Source organism: Kribbella sp. NPDC058693 (genome assembly GCF_042715335.1).
GTDB classification, from domain to species: Bacteria; Actinomycetota; Actinomycetes; order Propionibacteriales; family Kribbellaceae; genus Kribbella; species Kribbella jiaozuonensis.
In genome coordinates this window covers 1,264,557-1,286,198 of record NZ_JBHXSQ010000004.1, presented here as the reverse complement: position 1 = coordinate 1,286,198, position 21,642 = coordinate 1,264,557, and the positions used below count along the sequence as shown (strand labels likewise).

Genomic DNA, 21,642 nt, shown 5'->3' with positions numbered 1-21,642 from the left:
ACTAACTCGAACTGTTCAGCCACCAGGAGGAGTGAAATGACCAGGCCAGTCGGAGTGGCGGATGCGCGTGATCGAGCGGACCTCGCCCAGCGTGCTCCACTCGTCCTTACCGAGCCGGGCGAGCGGGCGGAGTCGGCGTACCTCGGGGTGACCGCCGTCCATCATCGCGGCGTCGATCGCGATCTGGCGGACCTGACCGATCACGAGGGTGCAGTCGCCGAGTTCGAGGGTGGTGTGCAAGGTGCACTCGATCGCGACCGGCGACTCCGCGACCCGTGGGACGGAGACTGTTCGCGACGGTTCGGTGGTGACGCCGATCGCCTCGAACTCGGAGACGTCCGGCGGGAAGTTCGTCCCGGACGCGTTCACCTGCTCGTACAGGGGCTCCGCGGCGAAGTTCACCACGAACTCGCCGGTCGCCTCGACGTTGTTCAGGCTGTCCTTCCGGCCGACCGAGGTGAACTGCACCATCGGCGGCCGGACACACGAAACGGTGAAGAACGAGTGTGGCGCGAGGTTCAGCACACCGTCGGCCGAGCGGCTCGACACCCACGCGATCGGTCGCGGCACCACCACAGAGTTCAGCAGCGCGTAGAACTCTCGTCGCCCGACGGTCTCCGGATCTACATCGACACGCACGCCCGCAGTACATCAAACTCGGTGGATGCCGCCCCACCCCGCCTCGCGGATCCGGCCGGCGGCTCCCGCGCGCGACGGAGAAGTGGATTGGCCGAGCATCACGATTTCCTGCACCAGGTGACCACTGTCGCCCGCCGCCACGGCATCGACGCCGAACACGTGAAAGAGGTCCCGGGCGGCGTGGCCAACCGCGCTTTCATCCTCGGCGACGACCTGTTCTTCCGCGCCTCCCGCCCCGGCTACGAGGACGACCTCCGCAAAGAAACCCACGTCGTCCCCGCCGCCCGACTGGTCGGCGTACTGACCCCCGAAATCCTCGAGTACGACGAAACCCGCCGCCTCCTCCCCGCCCCGTACGTCGTCATGGAACGCATCCACGGCGCCGAACCAACCGAAGCCCCCACCACCCTGGCCAACGAACTAGCCCGCCTCCACCAGCTCCACCACACTCCTGACCCGATCCTGGCGATCGGTGGGATGCCCAAGCCCGGCCCGGCGACCCCCGAGGCACCCGCGCGCAGTCTGACGAGTCCCGCGGCGCCTGCGCGCAGTCTGACGATTCCTGGGGTGCCGGAGGATGACTGGGGTGATCCGTGGCGGACGGTCGACGACCTCGCCACCCGCGGGTATGTGGATCTGGTGACGGCGAGCTGGTTGATCGGTTGGTTCACGCGGCTCGCGGAGCGCTTCGACGACAGCGGACCCAAGGTGCTCATCCACGGGGATGTTGCCGCGCACAACCTTCTCGTCGGCCCGGGCAACGAGCTCCGCGCGCTCATCGACTGGGGTGACGCCGCCTGGGCTCCGCGCGCGATGGAGTTCGCCAAGCTGCCGCTCACCCAGGTAGCCAGGCTCCTGCCCGTCTACGCCCGCCAGTCCCCCGACTCCGAGGAAGACCTGGCCGCCGCGATCCTCTGGTTCCACCTCTCGTGGGCCCTCGCCAAACTCCCGGCCGCACCCTGGCCGGACCAACGCCACTGGACCGCCCCGACCGCGAGCCGCCTTCTCAACATCCTTCACTTCTTCACCACCACCCCGCCCACCCCCTGGGCCGAGCTCACCTGACCACCGATCAAGAAGGTGGGGTTCTTGGTGTCAGTTGCGCGGTTTCTGCTTGAAAACAAGGGGTTTGCGAATGGTTGGCGATGGGGCAGACTGTGGTTTCGTGACTGATTATGTGGCGGCTGAGGGCCGGTATGACGACCAGATGAGTTACCGGCGGACCGGGCGGAGCGGGCTGCAGTTGCCGGCGATCTCGCTGGGGTTGTGGCACAACTTCGGCGACGACAAGCCGTTCGTGACGCAGCGCGACATCCTGCGGCGGGCGTTCGATCTCGGCGTCACGCACTTCGACCTGGCGAACAACTACGGCCCGCCGTACGGCTCGGCCGAGACGAACTTCGGGACGCACTTCGCGCGCGACTTCACCAGGTACCGCGACGAGCTGATCATCTCGACCAAGGCCGGGTACGACATGTGGCCGGGGCCGTACGGTCAGGGTGGCGGCTCGCGGAAGTACCTGCTCGCCTCGCTCGACCAGTCGTTGAGCCGGATGGGCCTGGACTACGTCGACATCTTCTACTCGCACCGGTTCGACCCCGACACCCCGCTCGAGGAGACGATGGGTGCGCTCGACGCGGCGGTCCGCTCGGGCAAGGCGCTGTACGCCGGCATCTCGTCGTACTCCGCGGACCGGACCCGCGAGGCGGCCCGGATCCTGGGCGAGCTCGGTACGCCGCTGCTGATCCACCAGCCGTCGTACTCGATGCTGAACCGCTGGATCGAGGAAGACCTCCTCGACGCGGTCGGTGAGCTCGGCGTCGGCGTGATCGCGTTCTCGCCGCTGGCGCAGGGTGTGCTCACGGACCGCTACCTCGACGGCATCCCGGCCGACTCCCGCGCGGCGCAGGGCAAGTCGCTCAACCCGGACTCGCTGACCGAGGACACCCTCAAGCACGTCCGCGCCCTGAGCGAGATCGCCAAGGAGCGCGGCCAGTCGGTCGCCCAGCTCGCCCTCGCCTGGACGCTCCGCGACGACCGCGTCACCAGCGCGCTGATCGGCGCCTCCAGCGTCACGCAGCTCGAGGACAACCTCGCGACGGTCCGCAACCTGAAGTTCTCTCCCGAGGAGCTCGAGGCCATCGACGCCGACGCCGTCGAAGCCGGCATCAACCTCTGGAAGAAGAGCTCGGACGGCTGACCAGCCGCAGGTCACCAGCCCGAAGCGCCCGCCGCACCCCTTACGGCGGGCGCTTCGTTGTAAGGAGTGGGTCTCTTGCCGGAAGGTTACGGAGCGGGGTGGGGTGGTTGCGGTCCGGCAGGATTGGGCACACGCTGGAAGAGACCCTCTGGAGGTGGTTGAGATGACCGCTTCGACGCTCGAACTGGCCCTGACCTACGAACACGCGAAGATCCGGGAGCTGGCCGAGCCGGCGCATCACCGGGATGCGGCCCACCCTGAGCAAAGGCACCAGACGGACTGGTTCTACGCCATCGCCGCACAACACCTGGCCGCCGCAGAAGACGTGCTCCTCCCGCACGTCCGGCGTCTCCCCGACGGCGCAGCCATGGTCACCAGGTACGTCGGCAACGCCAAGGAACTTGAGCGCTCACTGCGCTTCCTCAAAGGACGGCAGTACGGCGACAGTCGCTTCGTCGATCTCCAGCACGGTGACCTATGGCAGCACATCGACCGGCTGCTCGGGGAGCACGAGCAGATGGAGGCGACGTACAGCCGGCAGATCTGTGAGCAGCTCGACGGCGCGGACGTGAACACGCTGACCGAGGATCTGCTGGAGGCCGAGGAGGTCGCGCCGACCCGCGCACACCCGTCCTCGCCGCACACCGGCATGGCCGGCCGGATCGCTCACCGGATGTGGCGGATGGCCGACAACGCGTGGGACAGCGCCGAGGGACGGGTGGTGCCGATCAAGTACCACGCGCATCCCAAGCGCGACTCCGCGTTGTCGCATTACCTGTACGGGACGGCGATCCCGCAGGAGGACGAACCGCACTAGAAAAGGGTGACCGGGCCCACCCGACGGATGCCTCCGCCGCATGGACCCGGTCCGCCGGCACTCACTGCGCCTGGTTGTGGGGCCGGCGTAGGTCCCGCCGCCGCTGCGCCTGGTCTGCGGAGGCGGGCCCTGCGTCCTCCCCCGCTGCGCCTGGTGTGCGGGGGAGGACGGTCTGTGAGCTGGTCACCGAGCCGGTCCGGACCCCTTAAGGCCCGGTGCCCACCCGTAAACCAGCAAACCTGCTATTTCAGCCCGTCGATCGCCTTCTTCGCGCCGGGGTGCAACGGCACCGGGTCGGTCTTCTCGGCGTTCTCGAGCGTGATGCCCTTCGCGGCCGCGTTCACCGCGACCAGTGCACCCATGTTGTCGTAGATGACCTTCGTCAACTGCTCCGCGAGCTCGTCCTTCATGTCCTTGCGGACCAGCAGCACGTTCGGCACGACGATCGTCGGTACGTCGGCCGCCTGCTTGTACGTCGCGGCCGGGATCGGCGCCTGCGTGTAGATCGAGCCGTACTTCTCTTGCATTTTCGGCAGCAGATCCGTGATCGGCAAGAGCTTCACACCCTTGCCCATACTCGTGATCAGGTCGGTGATCCCGCCGGTGGGCAGACCGCCGGACCAGACCAGAGCGTCGATCGAGCCCGACTTCATCGCATCCACCGACTCCGGCAACCCGAGCCGCTGCGCGGTCACGTCCTTGGCGGGGTCGAGTCCGGCCGCCTCCAGCAGGCGGCGCGCGATCACCTCGGTCCCGGAGTTCGGCGAACCGGTCGAGACCCGTTTGCCCTTCAGGTCCGCGATCGAGTTGATCCCGGCCGAGGTCCGGACGGCGACCTGCGTGTAGTTGTTGTACAGCCGGGTCAGCGCGACCACGTCCTGCTTGTCCTTGAAGCTGTTCTCGCCCTTGACCGCGTCCGAGGCCGAGTCGCCGAGCGAGAACGCGATGTCGTAGTTGCCCGCGACCAGCCCCTGGATGTTCTGCACCGAGGCCCCGGTCTCGCTCGCGGTCGCGCGATACCCCGACACCTTGGACGAGATCACCGACGCCAGCGCGCCGCCGAGCTGGTAGTACACCCCCGTCGTGTTGCCGGTGGCAATCGTCAGTCGCCCGCCGCCGTCCGAGGACCCGGCAGGTTCACGCTGACCGCCACAGGCAGCCAGCGAGACGACGGCAGCAAGCGCCACGACAGTGGTGCGGAGTCTCATGAGGCAACGGTTCCTTCCACGGAAGAGGCCTGGCGCTGCCGCCGGACCAGATTGATGACGACGGCAACAAGTAGCAAACAGATTCCGGCCGTGATGGTTACGGGCGCGAGGTAGAGCAGCAGCGCCGCCGCAGGTACGCAGACCGCCCGCTCGAGCCAGGTCGCCCGGACGAACACCCAGCCGCCCGTGACAACAGCGAGCGCAGCAACGGCGAGCATCGACACCAACGTGGTCCAGACCATCCCGACGAACGAGCCCTGACCGAGCAGATGCGCGCCGTTGTCGGTCAGCACGAACGCGAACGGCACCAGGAACGCCGGCAGCGTGTACTTCCACGCCTGCCACATCGTCGGCATCACCTTGCCGCCGGTGATCGCGGCCGTCGCCACCGCGGCCAGTGCGGTCGGCGGCGAGACCTCGGAGAGTACGGCGTAGTAGAAGATGAACATGTATGCCTCGGGCTGTGTCACGCCGAGGTTGACCAGCGCCGGCGAGATGATCACCGCCGCGATGATGAACGACGCGGTCACCGGCACCGCGAGCCCGAGGATCAGTACGGCGAACCCGGACAGCACCACGGTCAGGATCAGCACCGCGGTCGGGTTCGAGGTCAGACCGTGCGCGGCGTTGACGATGATCTCGGCCAGGTTCAGCCCGAGCCCGGTCTGGGTGGTGACCGCGACGATCACGCCCGCGGTCGCGCAGGTCGCCGCCACCGGCAGTACCGAACGGGTGCCCTGGGCAAGCGCTTTGAACAGCGGCCGGCCGGTCAGCCGGTGCTCACGATCCAGGAACGACAACCCGAACTGGATGATCACCGCGTAGACCACAGCCTTGAACGGCGGTACATCGACCGCCATGAACGCGATGATCACGAACAACGACAGGAAGTGGTACCCGAACCGCAGCAGCAACCGCCACGCCGAATCCGTCGAGGTCTCCGCCGACGTCGTCCCGTGCTTGCGGGCATCGATCTCGATCGCGAGCAGGATCCCCAGGTAGTAGAGGATCGTCGGAATCACCGCGAACCCGAGCACCTTCAGGTACGACACCTGCAGGAACTCCGCGATGATGAACGCGGCCGCGCCGAGCGTCGGCGGCGACAGGATCGCGCCGATACCGGATGCGGCAAGCATTCCGCCCGCCGGTTCCGGCGGATAACCGGCCCGGCGCAGGATCGGCCACGACACGGTGCCGAGCGACACGGCAGTCGCCGTACCCGAACCTGACACGCTGCCGAGCAGGAAGCCCGCGAGCGTGACCGTTCGGCCAGGCGCCGTACGGCTGCGTTTGAAGGCGGCGAAGGACAGGTCGATGAAGAACTTGCCGGCACCGGAGTAGTCGAGCACCGCGCCATAGATCGTGAACAGCACGATGTACGACGCCGCGACGCTCAACGGTGTCCCGTAGAACCCCGCCGTACCCATCGTGAACTGCGCGATGATCGCGTCGAAGTTGAAGCCCTGATGGGCGAGCGACCACGTGTAGGGCAGGTAGCCGCCGTAGTACGCGTACGCGATGAACACCAGGCTGAAGACCGGCAGGACCCAGCCCGTCGTACGACGACATGCCTCGAGCAACAGCACCAGCAGCACTGCTCCGGCCACCACGTCCAACGCGGTCGGCGCCTGACGCCGCTCCAGGTATCCGTCGAAATCGAAGAGCGGATACAGGCACACGACCAACGCGATGACGGCGAGGATCCAGTCGACGACACCGGGATCGTCATGCGTGCGAACCCTGCCCGGAAGACGAAAGCCCCGGTAACAAAGCAGCGTGATCGGCAGAACGGCTGCGAGAAAGATCACCAAGTAGAACTGCGTGCCTTGTGGTAGTGGAAAGAAAACCTGTGCAAGGACGCCGACGCTGACGATTGCGCACCAGACCGAAACAACCAGGTCCAGGGCAGGCCTGAGCCGCCGAGCGGGGCGTTCCTGCTCGTACTCGGCCAGTTCCTCCTCGGAGGGCGTGGTGACGCTGCCCCCCGTGTCAACACCGACAGTCATCGACTGGTTCCCTCCTGTGTCCGGAAGGCTAATGTTGCCGAACACTGGGTGGAGTCGCGTGATTACGTCTTTACCAAGATCTGACACATGAGGGCGTGACCTGGCCTACGATCACCGCATGAGTGGCGCGGTCCGGATTCTGCTGGTCGAGGACGATCTCGATATCGCCAATGCCCTGATACCTGCTTTGCGGCGCTACGGCCTGATGGTGACGCACGTTCGCACCGCCGCCGACGCCCTGGCGGCGGATCCCGGCGACCTGGTCCTGCTGGACCTCGGACTGCCGGACGGGGACGGCATCAACGTCTGCCGGCAGATCCGTACGGTGTCCGATGTGCCGGTGATCGCGGTGACGGCCCGCGGCGAGGCCGCGGACCGGGTGCGCGGGTTGCGCAGCGGTGCGGACGACTATGTGGTCAAACCGTTCGCGATTTCCGAACTGCTGGCCCGCATCGATGCTGTACTACGTCGTACCGGTCTCTTGCAGCCCCGCCCCCGGGTGACCGTCGGCGACCTGACCGTGGATATCGAAGCCCGCACGGTGCAGGTGGCGGACAAGCCCATCAGCCTGACCCGCAAGGAGTTCGACGTGCTAGCAGTGCTGGCCGCTCACCACGGCCGGGTGGTCCCCCGCGAACAGGTCGCGCTGTACGCCTGGCAGTCGGTCTTCGAGGCGTCCTCGCGAACCATGGACGTCCACGTCGCCAGCCTGCGTGCGAAGCTCGGCCGGCCCGAACTGGTGCAGACCATCCGCGGCGTCGGCTACCGCCTGGGTTCGGACTGACCGTTGCGCCGTCGATTACTGCAGTCCCTCGTCCCGATGGTCGTCGCGCTGGCGATCGTCGCCGTCATCCCGCTGGCGAACTTCATCGCCACGAGTACTTCGCGCACGCTGTTCCTGTCCCGCAGCAACGACGCGGACTGGTTCGCCACGATGGCGGAGTCCCCGCTGCAGACCGGTGACATCGCCAACCTGCGTGAACTGACAGTCCGGTACCAGGAGCTCTACAACACCCCGGTCTTCGTGGTCGACGTCGACTCCCGTGTCATCGCTACCTCCGTGTCCGGTGTGGACGTGAAGGAGCCGGACATCGCGTCCGCACTGCACAGCACGCTGGCCGGCCGGCTGCCGCCTGAGCCGCCGGCACTGTGGCCGTGGCGCTCCGGCGAGATGATCGTGTCCCGTCCGGTCGTCAACAACGGCAGCGTCCTCGGTGCCGCCGTACTGCGGGTGCCGACCGAGACCGCCCGGGACCAGGTGCAGCGTGGGCTGCTGCTGCTCCTCGGCGGCCTGCTGATCAGCATCGGCGCGATCATCGTCGGTATCGTCCGGCCGATCACCCGCTGGGTGCTGCGGCCGCTGCAGGACCTCGACAACGCGACCCACCAGATCACCCGCGGCGCGCTCGACACCAGGGTGTCGACCGACGGTCGCGCACCGGAGCTACGCCGTCTCGGCGACAGCTTCAACTCGATGGCGCTGAGCCTGCACCAGGCCCGTCAGCGTGAGCGCGAGTTCGTCGCGGACGCATCGCACCAGCTGCGTACGCCGTTGACGTCGGCCCGGATCCACATCGAGGGCCTGTCCCGGCTGTCGCCGACCGCGCGGTTCGCGCTCAGCGACATCGACCGGCTCGGCCGGATCGTCCAGCGGCTGTCCCGGCTGGCCGGCTCGGACCGTCCCTCGGCAGCCGATGCCGAAGGCAACGAAGAGCCGCTGGACCTGGCCCAGGCGGTGAAGGAACGACTGGTCGGCTGGAAGGCCGTGTACGCCGCGGACGACCTGGAGCTGATCGTCGGCGAGATGGTCCCGGGCGGCGTCGCCCCGGAGCTCGAGGTCGACGACATCCTCGACGTACTGCTCGACAACGCGTCGAAGTACGGCGCTCCGCCGGTGGAGGTCTCGGTCACCCGGGACGGCACCGAGGTCGTGATGTCGGTCCGCGACCACGGCCTGGGGCTCGGCTCACGCGACCTGAAGAAGGTCGGCGAGCGGTTCTGGCGCAGCGCGCACCACCGGGAGATGCCGGGCACCGGCCTCGGGCTGGCGATCGTCCGCTCCGAGGCGGCCCGGGTCGGCGGCCGCGTGGTCGCCCGCCCGCCGATCGGCGGCGGCCTCGTGATCGAGGTCCGCGTCCCGCTGATCGACGATTACGACGTCTAGCTAGATGTGGTTCTGCCGGTACCAGCGTTCCGCAGCGGGATGTAGTGGTACCGGCATGGTGGAGATCGCCGAGCGGGGGTCGAGGGCGCCGGCTTCGGGGTGATCCTTGATCAGGTCGTTCTGGCGGCGGAACAGCGTGTTGACCGTCCACCAGGCCCACGAGTCGGACAGGCCCGGCTTCGCGATCAGGTAGTTCGGCACCGCCAGCGTCTGCACCGCACTGGCCAGCCCGTACTGCGACGGCGGGATCGACGACACCACGAACCCGCCGAACTCCTTCAGCGCGATCGTCTGGGCGACCTTCGCGATGTCGAGCAGCCGGAACCCGAGCGTGCTCTGCAGCTTCGCGATCGGCACCGTCGGTACGCCGCCGCTCCAGATGAACGCGTCGATCGAGCCCCGGGTGGCGTTCTCTTTCGGGGTCAGCGCCGCGACCGACTGCTCCAGGGTCATGTTGACCCGCTTCACGTCGACCTTCGCCTCGTCGAGGATCATGTCGGCGATGATCTGGGTCCCGGAGTTCTTCGGGCCGACGCTGACGACCATCTTCGGCGCGTTCGGTTTGTCCTTGGGCGGGTTCAGGTCCGTCAGCTCCTTGGCCTTCGAGGCCATCGGCACGACGATGTGCACGTAGTTGTCGTACACCCGGGCGAGCGCGGTGAACCGCAGCGGGCCCTTGCTGAACTCGCCGGTGCCCTCGTACGCCGCGAGTGCCGAGTCCGACGTACAGAAACCGAGGTCGGCGGCACGGCTCGCGACCTTGACCAGGTTGTCGACCGAGCCGTTGCTCGGCAGCGGCTTCAGCTCCATGCCGGTGACTTCGCTCACCAGCGCGCTGAGCGCCGCACCGAAGACGTTGTAGACGCCGCCCGGGTTTCCGGTCACGAAGGTCCCGGCGGCGGCGGGCGCGGGCTCATCGGCGCGGCCGCGGGAGCAGCCGGGCACCAGCAGGGCCGACGCGGCCGCGGCTCCGAAGCCGAGAACACTGCGCCTAGTCATCCCAGTCGGCCGGGCAGGGGTCAGCAGGCGGGGGCGATCCATGCAGACAACCTAGACAACAACCGGGCCTCCGGGGTAGCCGCGCCCGCGGCCGCAACCGAACCGCTACCGACAGGTAAGCCTGGAGACTGTCTGGATACTGTGGCCGAACTGCGTCTGGACGGGCCAGGGGTAGGTGTGACAGCGTTGTCATCCGTGCGGCCGTAGCGGCCGCGTGAGGATCTTCCCCGGAGGCTGATTTCGTGCACGACGACCGTCAACTCATCGAGGAGCGGCTCAGGCGCGCCCTGCGGGAGCGGCTCCGCCCCGCGATCTACGGCGCGGCGGTCCCGCTGGACATCGAGGTGTGGCACGCACCCGGTGAGCCCGTGTCCCCCGCCGAAGCGCTCGCGCAGACCTACGAGAAGGCCGAGATCGGCCTGCCGTGGGGTCCGGCCTGGGGTACCGCGTGGTTCAGGTTCAGCGGCCAGGTCCCGTCCGAATGGGCCGGCCAGGAGATCGAGGCGGTCATCGACCTCGGCTTCAGCGGCGGCCCCGGCTTCTCCGCCGAGGGTCTGGTGCACACCACCTCCGGCAAGCCGCTGAAGGGCCTGCACCCGCGACAGACCTACGCCCCGCTCTCGATCCTCGGCCCGGACGGTACGGCGGCATCCGCCGGCGACTCGATCGAGTTCTACGTCGAGGGCGCTGCCAACCCGGAGATCCCGCTCGACAACGCCTACGCCAAGGTCGACATCGGCGAGAAGCTCGGCGAGACCCCGATCTACACGCTGACCCGCGCCGACCTGGCCGTGTTCAACGCCGAGGTGTGGGACCTGATCCTCGACCTCGAGGCGCTGAACAGCCTGCAGAACGAGCTGTCCGCCCAGGAGCCCCGCCGTCGCGAGATCCTGCGCGCGATCAGCCGTTCGCTGGACGCGCTGGACTACGAGAACGTCGCCGGTACCGCCGCGGACGCCCGCGCGCAGCTGACCGACGTACTGAGCCGGCCGGCGCACGCCAGCGCCCACCAGCTGTCCGCGGTCGGACACGCGCACATCGACTCCGCCTGGCTGTGGCCGCTGCGGGAGACGCGGCGCAAGGTCGCCCGTACGGTCTCCAACGTCGCCACCCTCGCCGAGGAGTACCCGGAGCTCGTCTTCGCGTTCTCGCAGGCGCAGCAGCACGCCTGGGTGAAGGACAACTACCCGGAGGTCTGGGAGCGGCTGAAGAAGGCCGTTGCCGAGGGCACCATCGTTCCGGTCGGCGGAATGTGGGTCGAGTCCGACACCAACCTGCCCGGCAGCGAGGCGCTGGCCCGGCAGTTCGTGCACGGCAAGCGGTTCTTCCTGGACGAGTACGGGATCGACACCCAGGAGGTCTGGCTGCCGGACTCGTTCGGCTACACGGCGGCCCTGCCGCAGCTGGTGAAGCTGTCGGGCTCGAAGTGGTTCCTGACCCAGAAGATCTCCTGGAACAAGGAGAACAAGTTCCCGCACCACACGTTCTGGTGGGAGGGCCTGGACGGGACGCGGGTGTTCACCCACTTCCCGCCGATCGACACCTACAACTCCGACCTGTCCGGTCGCGAGCTCGCGCACGCGCAGCGGAACTTCCAGGAGAACGGCGCCGCGACACGCTCGCTGGTCCCGTTCGGGTACGGCGACGGCGGTGGCGGCCCCACCCGTGAGTTCGTCGCGACCGCGCGCCGGGTCAAGGACCTGGAGTCCTCGCCGAAGGTGACGATCGAGTCCCCGACCGAGTTCTTCACCGCGGCCGAGGACGAGTACCGCGAGCACGCTCCGGTCTGGTCCGGCGAGCTCTACCTGGAGATCCACCGGGCGACGTACACCTCGCAGGCCAAGACCAAGCAGGGCAACCGGCGTACCGAGCACCTGCTCCGCGAGGCCGAGCTCTGGACCACCGCGGCCGTCGTCGCGGGCAAGCTCGACACGTACCCGTACGAGGACCTGGACCGGCTGTGGAAGGTCGCGCTGCTGCACCAGTTCCACGACATCCTGCCGGGCTCCTCGATCTCGTGGGTGCACCGCGAGGCCGAGCGGACCTACGCGAAGATCGCCGACGAGCTCGACGCGATCATCTCCCGCGCGCAGCAGGCGCTGGCCGGCGAGGGTGACGAGCAGATCGTGTTCAACGCCGCGCCGCACGGCCGCAACGGCGTCGCCGGCCTCGGCGCCGGTGTCGCTACCACCGCGGGCCAGGCGGTCACCGTCGAGAACGGCGTGATCGACAACGGCCTGATCCGGGTCACGATCGACGAGCGCGGTCTGATCACCTCGCTGTACGACGTCGAGGCCGAGCGCGAGGTCATCGCACCAGGCGCCGTAGGCAACCTTCTCCAGCTGCACGTGGACACCCCGAACCACTGGGACGCGTGGGACGTCGACTCGTTCTACAAGAACAACGTCCGCGACGTCACCGAGGTCGACAGCGTCGACTTCAGCACCGACGACGACGAGGTCGTCGTCGTGGTGAACCGCTCGTTCGGCCGGTCCACCGTCACCCAGACGCTGCGGGTCCGCCCGGGCACCAAGCGGGTCGACATCGAGACCGAGATGGACTGGCACGAGACCGAGAAGTTCCTCAAGGCGGCGTACCCGGTCGACGTGCACGCGGACCGGTCCGCGTCGGAGACGCAGTTCGGGCACATCTTCCGGCCGACCCACCAGAACACCTCGTGGGACGCGGCGAAGTTCGAGATCGCGGCACACCGCTGGGTGCACGTCGGCGAGCCCGGGTACGGCGTTGCCGTGGTCAACGACTCGACGTACGGCCACGACATCAACCGGACCGCCCGCGAGGACGGCGGTACGACGACCACGATCCGGACGTCGCTGATCCGCGCGCCGCGCTTCCCCGACCCGAAGACCGACCAGGGCGTGCACGTCGTGAACCACGCGCTGGTGGTCGGCGCCGGCATCCCGGAGGCGATCGAGGAGGGCTACGCGATCAACCTCCCCGAGCGCGTCGTCAGCGGTACCGACGGCGTCGAGCCGATCGTTGCCCTGAACAACGACAACGTCATCGTCGAGGCGATCAAGCTGGCCGACGACAAGTCGGGTGACGTGATCGTCCGGCTGTACGAGTCCACCGGCGGCCGGTCCCGGGCCACGATCACGCCGTCCTTCGTGGCGTCCTCGGCCACCGAGGTCGATCTGCTCGAGCGCCACCTCGCGGACCGGGACCTGGAGAACAACGGAGTCGCACTGGATCTGCGTCCCTTCCAGATCCTGACGCTCCGCTTCAAGCGTTCCTGACCCCCCACCCCGAAGGCCCGCCTGTCCATCGGACAGGCGGGCCTTCGCAGCGCTTGTCACGTTCGATGCCCGGTGTTCACCCGCCTGACGTAGCGTGAAGGTATGGCTCCGACACCCTTGCTCGGTTCCCGGACTCTCGACCGGCAGACGGCCCGCACGCTGCCGCCGGGCCCAAAGCTCCCCACTCTGATCCAGACCGTGCTGTTCGCGAGTCACCGCAGGACGTTCTTCCCGCGGATGCGGGACAACTACGGCGACGTGTTCACGATCCGCCTGGTGCCGTCGAGCCGGGTGTGCGTCGTACTGAGCCGACCGGACCACATCCGCGAGGTGTTCGGCAGCCCGCCCGCGGTGATGCACGCCGGCGAGGGCAACACGGTGCTCGAGCCGATCATGGGATCGCACTCGTTGCTGCTGCTCGACGACGAGGACCATGTCCGGATGCGCAAGCAGCTGATGCCGGCGTTCTCCGGCGCGGCGCTGCGCGGGTACGCCGGGATGGTGTTCGAGCTCGCTCAGGCCGAGGTCGCGAAGTGGCCGGTCGGCGAGCCGTTCAAGGTGCACCAGCGGATGCGGAACCTGACCCTCGAGATCATCCTGCAGGTGATCTTCGGCGTGACCGACATCGACCGGCTGAACACGTTGCGCCCGCTGATGGACAAGATCGTCTCGGTGTCGCCGGTGATCATGCTGGGCGGCTTCTACCCGCCGCTGCTCCGGGTCCGGCCGTGGAAGACGTACCTCGACACCCAGCGCAAGGTCGACGAGATCCTGTACGACGAGATCGCCAAGCGCCGCGAGACGTTTGCCGGACGCAACGACGTACTGTCCCGGCTGCTTGCTGCCGGCAACTGGACGGACGTCGAGCTGCGCGATCAACTGGTGACGCTGCTGCTGGCCGGGCACGAGACGACGGCGACCGCGCTGGCCTGGGCGTTCCACGAGCTGGCCCGGCGACCGGAGGACCTCGCGTTCGGGCAGCGGGCCGCCGATGCCGGCGCGGACGACGAACTGGAGGCGACCGTCAAGGAGGCGCTGCGGTTGCACCCGGTCGTCTACCAGGTCGGCCGCCGGCTCACCGAAACGACCGACATCGCGGGCTATCGCCTGCCCCGTGGTACGACGATCATGGCCGCGATCGGGCTGGTCCACCGGGATGCGGAGCACTTCCCGATGCCGATGGACTTCCGCCCGCAGCGGTTCCTTTCCGACGACCCGCCCGCCCCCGGCACCTGGATGCCCTTCGGCGGCGGCGCCCGGCGCTGCATCGGCGCGGGCTTCTCGCTGATGGAAGGCACCGAGATCCTCCGGGCCGCCCTCAGCGGCTACGACTTCCAGGCCCCGAACCCGAAACCCGAACCACCCCAGGCGAAGAACGTCACACTCGTCCCCCGCCACGGCTCAGTAGTCACCGTCACCCGCCGCCGCAACTGAACGTCCGGACGCTCAGTCCTCCGGGTCGCCGACGTCTCCCAGGTCGACGTCGTCGTAGCTCTCGAGGTCTTCCTCGTCGTCGTCCTCGAGCTCGAAGTTGTCCTCGTCGTCGACGAGGTGGACAGCGGCCTCCTCGGCGCCGGCCGCGGCGCCGTCGATGCCGACATCCTCGGCGAACAGCTCGTTGTCGTCGTCGCCGTGTGCGCCCTCGTCCGGAGCGACCAGGCGCCCGGAGCGGACCACGCCGACCTCTGGGCCGCCGACGTCCTCGCCGTCCTCGGCGTACGGGTCGGTGTCCGGGACCTCCTGGGCGATCCGCTGGTCCAGGGTCTCGCCCTGCACCGCCTCGTCGGCCGTGGTGCCGAACCCTTCGCCCGCGGACCACTTCTCCGGCGGCGAGTACCCCTCGTCGAGCAGATCGTCAACACCCCGGTCGTTCAGGGTGTCCTCGGCCTGCAGCTGATCCTCGTCGTCTACGGAATAGCTCCCGTAGTCCTCACGGCTGTCGTCGCTCATGGGGCAACCTTGGCGCGTCGCAGGCACTGGAATCAAGCTCGACGCAGAATGGGGCCCGTGGATCCGGTCAGGCTGACGTTGGACCAGTTGCGGGAGCTGCGCGACGATATCGCGCCGCGGGCCGCCCAGAGGTCGCGTGCCTCGGTCCGCCGCCGGATCGAACGCTGGCGCAGCCGGTCCTTCTTCATCGCCCAGTGCGCGCTGGCCGCCGGGGTCGCCTGGGTGCTCGGCCGATACGTCCTCGGTCACAAGACGCCGTTCTTCGCGCCGGTCGCGGCGATGGTCTGCCTCGGCTTCAGCTTCGGTCAACGGCTGCGGAGAGTTGCCGAGGTGATGGTCGGCGTTGCGGTCGGCGTGGCCGTCGGCGACCTGTTCGTCCACGTGTTCGGCACCGGCGTGGTGCAGATCATCGTCGTGATCGCGCTCGCGATGAGCGTCGCCGTACTGCTCGGTGCCGGAAACCTGATGACCACGCAGGCCGGTGTCCAGGCCGCGATCGTCACCACCTTGCTGCCGAACCCGGGCGCCGGCTTCAGTCGCTGGCTGGATGCGGTCCTCGGCGGTGCCGTCGCGCTGGCGGCCGCCACGATCGCCCCGGCCGCCGCGATCAGGCGTCCGCGGCAGCAGGCTTCCGGCGTACTGAGTGAGCTGGCCGAGATCCTGATCGAGACCGCGGAGGGCCTCCGCAACCGCGACGAGGAAGCGGTCACCGACGCGCTCCGCCGGGCACGGTCGAGCGAATCCCGTCTCGACGATCTGCGCAGCGCTGCCGACGAGGGCGTCGCGGTCGTCCGGTTGTCGCCGTTCGTACGCCGGCACCGCGGGCGGGTCCAGGAGATCGCCGATCTCGTCGTACCGCTGGATCGCGCGATCCGGAACATCCGGGTCCTGGTACGGCGGTGCGCAGTGTCGGTCTGGCGGGACGAGGCGATGCCGGCGGAGTACCCGATGCTGCTCGAGCGCCTCGCCGACGGAACCCGTCTGATCGGCGAATCCCTGTTCGAACCGGCCGCGGATGTCGCCGCCCATCGCGTGCTGGGCGAGCTCGGCCGCCGTACTGCGGTGATGCCGCTGCCGACCGGGCTGTCCGCGGTCGTCGTACTGGGGCAGCTCCGGTCCACGATCATCGACCTGCTCGAGCTGACCGGCACGTCGTACGACGACGCCCGGAAACTCGTTCCGCTGCGGCTGGACGGGCTCGACGAGAAGTAAGTGGCCCAGGTCACATCGCGGATTCCCGTCATACCTGAGCGCCGGGTGCGTCTCACTGGCATGACGATCCACCGACTGATGACCACGATGGCCACCGAGCAGGTTCGCGAGCTCGAAGACCTCCTGGCCGACTCCCCCACCCTTGACGACCGGAGCGACGCCGCCGCCGAGCAGTAAGGCGCGAACCGGACGAACGGATCCCCGGCGGCGCGCCGAACGGTCTTGCCCACCGAGCTAGACCGCGCGGAAGTCGCACCAACGCAGAGGCGCCCAGTGCGAGGCGCCGCCGGATCCGTTACCGGTGCACCGCCACAGAGGTGCACCCAACCACCCGCCGACCATCCTGACACCGTTTGCGCGAGGCTCAGGCCGGTCCGGCGGGTGGTTTTTGTCTGCCCACAGTCAGCTAGCGACCGCGATCTCGGTCGTTACTGAGTTTGCTATGAAGCATTCCTGGTGGGACAGGTGGTGGATCTTTTCGATGGTTGCCGCGTCTGGTTCGGTGCCGGACCAGACGATCTTCGGGTGGAGGGTTACCTGGGTGATCGCTAAGCGGCCGGCGGCGTTCGGGGCCATTACGCCTACTGCGTGGTCGTCGTAGGCGTCGACCACCAGGCGTTTGCGGGCCGCGATCGACAGGAAGGTGAGCATGTGGCAGGACGACAGGGCTGCCACGAACGCCTCTTCCGGATCGACCGGGCCCGGGTTGCCCAGGTACTTCGGGTTGGCCGAGCCCGGCACGGTGATGCCGCCGTCGAAGCGCCACTCGTGGTCGCGGTTGTAGCTGTCGTAGGCGAAGTCGTACTCACCACGGCTCCAACTCACATCGACCACGTGCTCCGACATGTTCAGCTCACCCTTCCGAGACGGCCGTCTTCGCGGTTGCGGTGACGGGATTGAATCGTACGGGAGTGCGCCCAGGCAGCTTCGCGACGAAGTCGCTGTCATAGCGGGCGGCCATCCCCGCGACCGGGAAGTCCGTGGTCACCCACTGCGCGCCACTGTCCAGCGCGATCCCGAGCCGCGTGTAGTCCTTGTCGCGGATCGTGGCCATCGGCTCGTCGGACCGGGTCCGGACGAGGTAACCCTTGCGAACCAGCCGCTGAATCTCGGCCTGCCCCGTACCGCGCGGGTCGTTCACCTCGGTGACCGCCGCGTCCGGCGCGCCCTCCGGCCCGCGGGTGAAGACCGCCCGGCCCTCCAGGTTCGGCTTGCCGGCGGTGTAGGTGTCGCGGATCGCGCCCGGTCCGCCGTTGTCGAAGTAGAACATCACCTGGCCGCGAACATCCTTCAGCTTCGGCCAGCCCTTGGTCAGCACGGACTTCTCGAGCGTCAGGCCGGGCTTGCGTACGTCGTCCGGCGTGAGGAGCTCGTTCTCCTTGAACACCGAGCGGATCTCGGTGTCGACGCTGTCCAGGTTCGCGGCGTCCCACGGCGGCGCGACGACGCCACCGGCGGCGACCACGTTCGGGTCGGACTGCTTCAGTTCGAGGTTGATCGCGATCGGCACGTGGCTCGGGTGTGCGTCGGACCAGGTCTTGACCTGCTGCAGGCACACCACGAACGTGTCGCAGTTGGTGTTGTAGTCGAAGTCAGGGATGTGCATGACCTTGATCCCCGGCTGTGCCATCGCCGGGTCGGTCAGCGGTCCCTGGCCGGTCAGCTTCCGGATCAGCGGGTACGTGTACAGCCCGCCCTGCGGGTCCGGGAACAGGTCCAGCTCCAGCGAGCGGACGTTCTGGTCCTCCAACTGCTGGGAGATCGGAGCGTGCGAGTACCAGAGGTCGACCGAGCCGGCGTTCTGCGCCTGCTGGACCTTCTGTTCGTTCGGGCTGAGCTCCCGGTGGTACGAGTTGTGCGACCCGACGACCTGCATCTGGTTCAGCCGCAGGCCGTCCCCGCTGTGCGAGTCGTGCCTGGTGACCGCCGTACCGGCGACTCCGGATGCGGCCAGGGCGATGGAAGCGGCCCCGGCGACCGCTGTTCTGCTGATGCGCATGCGAAAAACGTCCCCTCCGTCGTGGCGATTGAGGGCAATCTGTCACAGGAAGGTGGCAACGTTGTCCCCCTTGACGATGGACAATGAGCGACATGGTGACTTCGGGGGCGTATCCGCTCCGCCGGACGCCGACCCAGGACCGGGCCAGCCGGCAGGTCGAGCGGATCCTGGACGCGGCCTGTGCGGAGGTGGTCGAGCGCGGGTACGACGCGGCCTCGACCAGCGGGATCGCGAAACGGGCCGAGATCGCGGTCGGCAGCGTGTACCGGTACTTCCCGGACAAGCGCAGCCTGATCCAGGCGATCGAACGCCGGAACCAGGCGCGCTACACCGAGGCGGTCAGCGAGCGGCTGGCGGACGTGTCGAGCTGGCGGGCCGCGGTCGACGTCACGCTGGACACGTTCCGGGAGATGCACCGGACCGATCCGGGCTTCAGGGCGGTCGTTCTGAGCGGGCTCGGCGATCCGGAGCTGGAATCGAAGCCGGGCGAGTTCGACGATCAGCACGCCGGTGAGTTCGCGGAGCTGCTCGCGGCGCGGTTCGGCGCGCGGGATTCGCGTGACTTCCGGTTGGCCGTGACACTGAGCATCGCGATGGGCGAGTCACTGGCTCATCTGGCGGACCGGTTGTCCGCGGACGAGGCGGAGTACGTGCTGGATCAGGGTCGGCCGGTGCTGTACAACCTGCTCGCCCCTCATCTCCCTGCTTGAGCCGGGGGGTGGCTCAAGCAGGACGAACGGTCAGGCCGCCCGGGCTGCGGACGGCAGACCCAGGGCCGGCCAGTGGCTGACCCGGCCGGCCAGACGGGCCCGGCGGGGGGTCCGGACGTCGTACGAGACGATCACCCGGTCACCCTTGGCGTAAGTAATCCTGCTCCCGACCGGGAATTTGCGGCCGACCTCGTACGGTCCCTCGCCCCGACGGGTGTAGTACTCGACGATGACCTCGGTGTAGACCGCCGGGGCACCGCTCTCCAGTTGGCCGCGGACCGGGCCACGCACCCGGATCACTCGTCCCGCGGTCTTCTCTTCGGCACTGCTGGGCTCGTTCCGCCGGATTCCGGCCAGAACCTCGGTCACGATGAAGGCTGCAACCACCAGCACCAGGCCGAACCCACCTAGTACAACGATCGTCAACATGGCACTCACCCCCGACGCGCCGCCCGCGAGCGACGCGGTCGTTGTTGTCGTTCCTGCCTCGTGCGGCCCTTGCCGCACACCGGTGAGACGCCACCGGATTCCACTCGGTTCCAGGTAAAGACAAATTCTTTTCTACAGCATCATGGTAGAGCCCGGTGGAGCGGTGTTGCTAGAGGTAGAGTTGACCTGAAGTTGTCAGATTCCGCCCATTCCGAACTGGTACTGCGGCGGTACGGGCCGCTCTGTGCCAAGTGCCTGCTCGGCGGCGACCCAGTAGTCGGTGAGTGGATTCGCGCCTTCACGGACCGTCGCCAGCTGGATACCCGCGGCCAGCAGATCGTGTGCCGCGGCCGGATCGCCGGTCTCCAGGGCATGCCGGACCCGGAGCAGCTGGATCCGGGGGTCGTCCGGCGCATGTTCGAGCAGACGCTCCGCCAGTTGTACGTCGGAGGTGAGGGCGGTCGCGACCGCCTCAACCACCAACGGCACCAGGGCAGGCAGCAATTCGACGGCCCGTTCGTAGTACGACAATTCACCGGTCACCAGGCCGAGGTTGCGCAACGCCCAGGCGTTCTCGCCGGACTGCGTCCAGGCCTCGATCGCGCCCTCGACATCACCGTAGTAATGCCGCGCGACTCCCCTGTGATACCAAACCAGCCAGTTGTCCTCGGCCGACTCCAGCAACTCCCGCCACGCCACCAAAGTCCCGTCCGGTACGCCGTCAACCGCCGGCAACCGCCCTTCGAGCAGGGGTAACCAGGCCCGTTCCCGGGCGGTCATGGTGTCGTCATCGAACGGTGTACCTGCGGACACTGCCCATCCGGTCCGGGCCAGCTCCAACGCTGCCCACCCCGACCCGACCGCGAGCCGTTCTACCGGAGCCGCATCCACAACCTCCCGCCAGGAAGCCTCCCGGCCAGCCAAACCGTCCAGCACCGACTCCAACGCTGCAGCCCCGGCATGACGAGCTATCTGCCAGTCCTCGGAATGCGCAGCACCGGCGTCCACCGAGACGCGCCCGTACGCCTCCAGCCAGTGCCAATCAGTGTGCGCGGGCAGCTTCAGGTGCTCCATCTGCGTCCGCGCGAGCCCGGCCTGGATCTCGGCGTACCCATCCGTTGAAAGCCCGGGCGACAACCACTCCTGCCACCGCCGCCCACCATCGCCCTGCCCCCAGACGAACAGCTTCCGCCCCTGCAGCCGCTCGGTCGACGCCTGCGCCAACCCAACTCCAGAGCCGTCGACCGACGCGATCCACGAGTGCTCCTCCGCGAGCGGCTCGAAGAAGTAGTCCACGGCCTGCGGGTGCCGCATCGGATAGGTCAGGTCGGTCTCGACGTCGATCAGATCGAGCCGACTCCCGTACCCGTACCGCCAGGCCTGGTCCGCCGGCACCAGCACCCGACTGTCCGGGGACTGCGCGACCGCGATGTTCGACCACCAGTACGCCGGGACCTCGACGTCGGACGGGTTCTGCAGCCGCACGCCGACGTACAGGAACTCGGAGTCGGCCGGCAGCCAGAAGTCGAGCTGGGTGACGAGATTGCGGGTCCGTTCGAGCTCCCACAGCCGGAGGATCGGCGTACCGTCCGGGCCCTCGACGCGAGCGGCGTGCATCGGCGCGCAGGTGCCGGTCCAGTGGCCGGTGCTGCCGACGTTCCACTCGACGCCGCCGGCGAACCAGGCGTTGCGCAGGGCAAGGTTCGCGGGCTGGAACACCGGGTTGCGGTAGAGCAGCTCCTGCTCGGTGGCCTTGTGGACGATCGAGTACAACCGTCCCCCGAGGCTCGGCAGGACGGTCGCGCGCAGATGATCGTTCTCCAGCTCGAGCGCCGGGAACGATGTCTCGACCAGGGTGCGGTCGTACCCGTCCTGGTCCAGGCACGGCAGCGGGCTGTGCAGACGCCCGTACTCGATGTTCTCCCGCAGCTCGTCCGGGAGGTCGGCGATGTTCTCGACCTCGTGAAGTTCACGCACGGTCCGAAGTGGGGCCAGCGGGTTCTCCGAACCGAGCGAAGCTGCGGGAAGTACGAGGTTTTGCGCAGAAAGGAT

General features: G+C 68.1%; 18 protein-coding genes. 9 read left to right on the top strand and 9 right to left on the bottom strand.

Going from position 1 to position 21,642, the window contains the following annotated elements; translation table 11 throughout:
• Nucleotides 1–15 precede the first annotated feature (15 nt).
• A complete protein-coding gene (locus ACFWUU_RS32565) occupies nucleotides 16–639 on the bottom strand; it encodes a flavin reductase family protein (protein ID WP_380181257.1) in 624 nt (207 codons plus the stop codon).
• 117 nt (nucleotides 640–756) lie between these two features.
• Here ACFWUU_RS32565 and ACFWUU_RS32560 point away from each other — a divergent pair, with 117 nt between their 5' ends.
• The 3 genes from ACFWUU_RS32560 (at nucleotide 757) to ACFWUU_RS32550 (ending at nucleotide 3,656) form a co-directional block, all read left to right on the top strand.
• On the top strand, nucleotides 757–1,704 hold the full coding sequence (locus tag ACFWUU_RS32560) for a phosphotransferase family protein (protein WP_380181255.1): 948 nt from the start codon (nucleotides 757–759) through the stop codon (nucleotides 1,702–1,704).
• Nucleotides 1,705–1,804: 100 nt separating this feature from the next.
• Nucleotides 1,805–2,839 (top strand): L-glyceraldehyde 3-phosphate reductase, encoded by a 1,035-nt coding sequence (mgrA, locus tag ACFWUU_RS32555; protein ID WP_380181252.1) that lies wholly within the window; start codon nucleotides 1,805–1,807, stop codon nucleotides 2,837–2,839.
• A 163-nt stretch (nucleotides 2,840–3,002) separates the two neighbouring features.
• Nucleotides 3,003–3,656: a hypothetical protein gene (locus ACFWUU_RS32550; RefSeq protein WP_380181250.1), complete on the top strand. Its 654-nt coding sequence runs from the start codon at nucleotides 3,003–3,005 to the stop codon at nucleotides 3,654–3,656.
• Between the two features lie 242 nt (nucleotides 3,657–3,898).
• Here ACFWUU_RS32550 and ACFWUU_RS32545 read toward each other — a convergent pair whose 3' ends face one another.
• Together ACFWUU_RS32545 and ACFWUU_RS32540 are read right to left on the bottom strand one after the other, a co-directional pair.
• On the bottom strand, nucleotides 3,899–4,864 hold the full coding sequence (locus ACFWUU_RS32545; RefSeq protein WP_380181248.1) for a TAXI family TRAP transporter solute-binding subunit: 966 nt from the start codon (nucleotides 4,862–4,864) through the stop codon (nucleotides 3,899–3,901).
• Complete coding sequence (locus ACFWUU_RS32540; RefSeq protein WP_380181246.1) at nucleotides 4,861–6,870, bottom strand: TRAP transporter permease; 2,010 nt, start codon at nucleotides 6,868–6,870, stop codon at nucleotides 4,861–4,863. Before ACFWUU_RS32540 ends, ACFWUU_RS32545 begins: the two co-directional genes overlap by 4 nt.
• A gap of 118 nt (nucleotides 6,871–6,988) precedes the next feature.
• On the opposite strand from ACFWUU_RS32540, the gene ACFWUU_RS32535 reads away from it, so the two are divergent.
• Nucleotides 6,989–7,654 carry a response regulator transcription factor gene (locus ACFWUU_RS32535; protein WP_012918592.1) on the top strand — a complete coding sequence of 222 codons (666 nt, stop codon included), beginning with the start codon at nucleotides 6,989–6,991 and terminating at the stop codon, nucleotides 7,652–7,654.
• Between the two features lie 3 nt (nucleotides 7,655–7,657).
• The gene (locus tag ACFWUU_RS32530) at nucleotides 7,658–9,034 is read left to right on the top strand and encodes a HAMP domain-containing sensor histidine kinase (RefSeq protein ID WP_233714483.1); all 1,377 of its coding nucleotides are present in this window, start codon (nucleotides 7,658–7,660) and stop codon (nucleotides 9,032–9,034) included.
• Here the strand turns inward: ACFWUU_RS32530 and ACFWUU_RS32525 are convergent, their stop codons facing one another.
• Nucleotides 9,035–10,075, bottom strand: coding sequence for a TAXI family TRAP transporter solute-binding subunit (locus tag ACFWUU_RS32525; RefSeq protein ID WP_137252451.1), 1,041 nt, complete (start codon nucleotides 10,073–10,075; stop codon nucleotides 9,035–9,037). It lies immediately after the preceding gene.
• Nucleotides 10,076–10,275: 200 nt separating this feature from the next.
• On the opposite strand from ACFWUU_RS32525, the gene ACFWUU_RS32520 reads away from it, so the two are divergent.
• Together ACFWUU_RS32520 and ACFWUU_RS32515 are read left to right on the top strand one after the other, a co-directional pair.
• Nucleotides 10,276–13,290 carry an alpha-mannosidase gene (locus tag ACFWUU_RS32520; RefSeq protein ID WP_380181244.1) on the top strand — a complete coding sequence of 1,005 codons (3,015 nt, stop codon included), beginning with the start codon at nucleotides 10,276–10,278 and terminating at the stop codon, nucleotides 13,288–13,290.
• Between the two features lie 102 nt (nucleotides 13,291–13,392).
• The gene (locus tag ACFWUU_RS32515; RefSeq protein WP_380181242.1) at nucleotides 13,393–14,724 is read left to right on the top strand and encodes a cytochrome P450; all 1,332 of its coding nucleotides are present in this window, start codon (nucleotides 13,393–13,395) and stop codon (nucleotides 14,722–14,724) included.
• Nucleotides 14,725–14,736: 12 nt separating this feature from the next.
• Here the strand turns inward: ACFWUU_RS32515 and ACFWUU_RS32510 are convergent, their stop codons facing one another.
• Nucleotides 14,737–15,240 (bottom strand): DUF5709 domain-containing protein, encoded by a 504-nt coding sequence (locus ACFWUU_RS32510; RefSeq protein WP_137252448.1) that lies wholly within the window; start codon nucleotides 15,238–15,240, stop codon nucleotides 14,737–14,739.
• A 57-nt stretch (nucleotides 15,241–15,297) separates the two neighbouring features.
• Here ACFWUU_RS32510 and ACFWUU_RS32505 point away from each other — a divergent pair, with 57 nt between their 5' ends.
• Nucleotides 15,298–16,452: an aromatic acid exporter family protein gene (locus ACFWUU_RS32505; RefSeq protein WP_380181240.1), complete on the top strand. Its 1,155-nt coding sequence runs from the start codon at nucleotides 15,298–15,300 to the stop codon at nucleotides 16,450–16,452.
• A gap of 402 nt (nucleotides 16,453–16,854) precedes the next feature.
• Here the strand turns inward: ACFWUU_RS32505 and ACFWUU_RS32500 are convergent, their stop codons facing one another.
• Nucleotides 16,855–17,298 carry an OsmC family protein gene (locus tag ACFWUU_RS32500; RefSeq protein ID WP_380181238.1) on the bottom strand — a complete coding sequence of 148 codons (444 nt, stop codon included), beginning with the start codon at nucleotides 17,296–17,298 and terminating at the stop codon, nucleotides 16,855–16,857.
• A gap of 7 nt (nucleotides 17,299–17,305) precedes the next feature.
• Nucleotides 17,306–18,451, bottom strand: a complete 1,146-nt coding sequence (locus tag ACFWUU_RS32495) for a phosphatidylinositol-specific phospholipase C1-like protein (protein ID WP_380181236.1) — start codon at nucleotides 18,449–18,451, stop codon at nucleotides 17,306–17,308.
• A gap of 92 nt (nucleotides 18,452–18,543) precedes the next feature.
• Between ACFWUU_RS32495 and ACFWUU_RS32490 the strand changes: the two genes are divergently transcribed.
• Nucleotides 18,544–19,161, top strand: coding sequence for a TetR/AcrR family transcriptional regulator (locus ACFWUU_RS32490; protein WP_137252444.1), 618 nt, complete (start codon nucleotides 18,544–18,546; stop codon nucleotides 19,159–19,161).
• A 30-nt stretch (nucleotides 19,162–19,191) separates the two neighbouring features.
• Here ACFWUU_RS32490 and ACFWUU_RS32485 read toward each other — a convergent pair whose 3' ends face one another.
• Complete coding sequence (locus tag ACFWUU_RS32485) at nucleotides 19,192–19,590, bottom strand: DUF3592 domain-containing protein (protein WP_233714481.1); 399 nt, start codon at nucleotides 19,588–19,590, stop codon at nucleotides 19,192–19,194.
• 195 nt (nucleotides 19,591–19,785) lie between these two features.
• Entirely contained in the window at nucleotides 19,786–21,567 is a 1,782-nt protein-coding gene (locus tag ACFWUU_RS32480) for a DUF5107 domain-containing protein (RefSeq protein ID WP_380181234.1), read from the bottom strand.
• Between the last annotated feature and the right edge of the window lie 75 nt (nucleotides 21,568–21,642).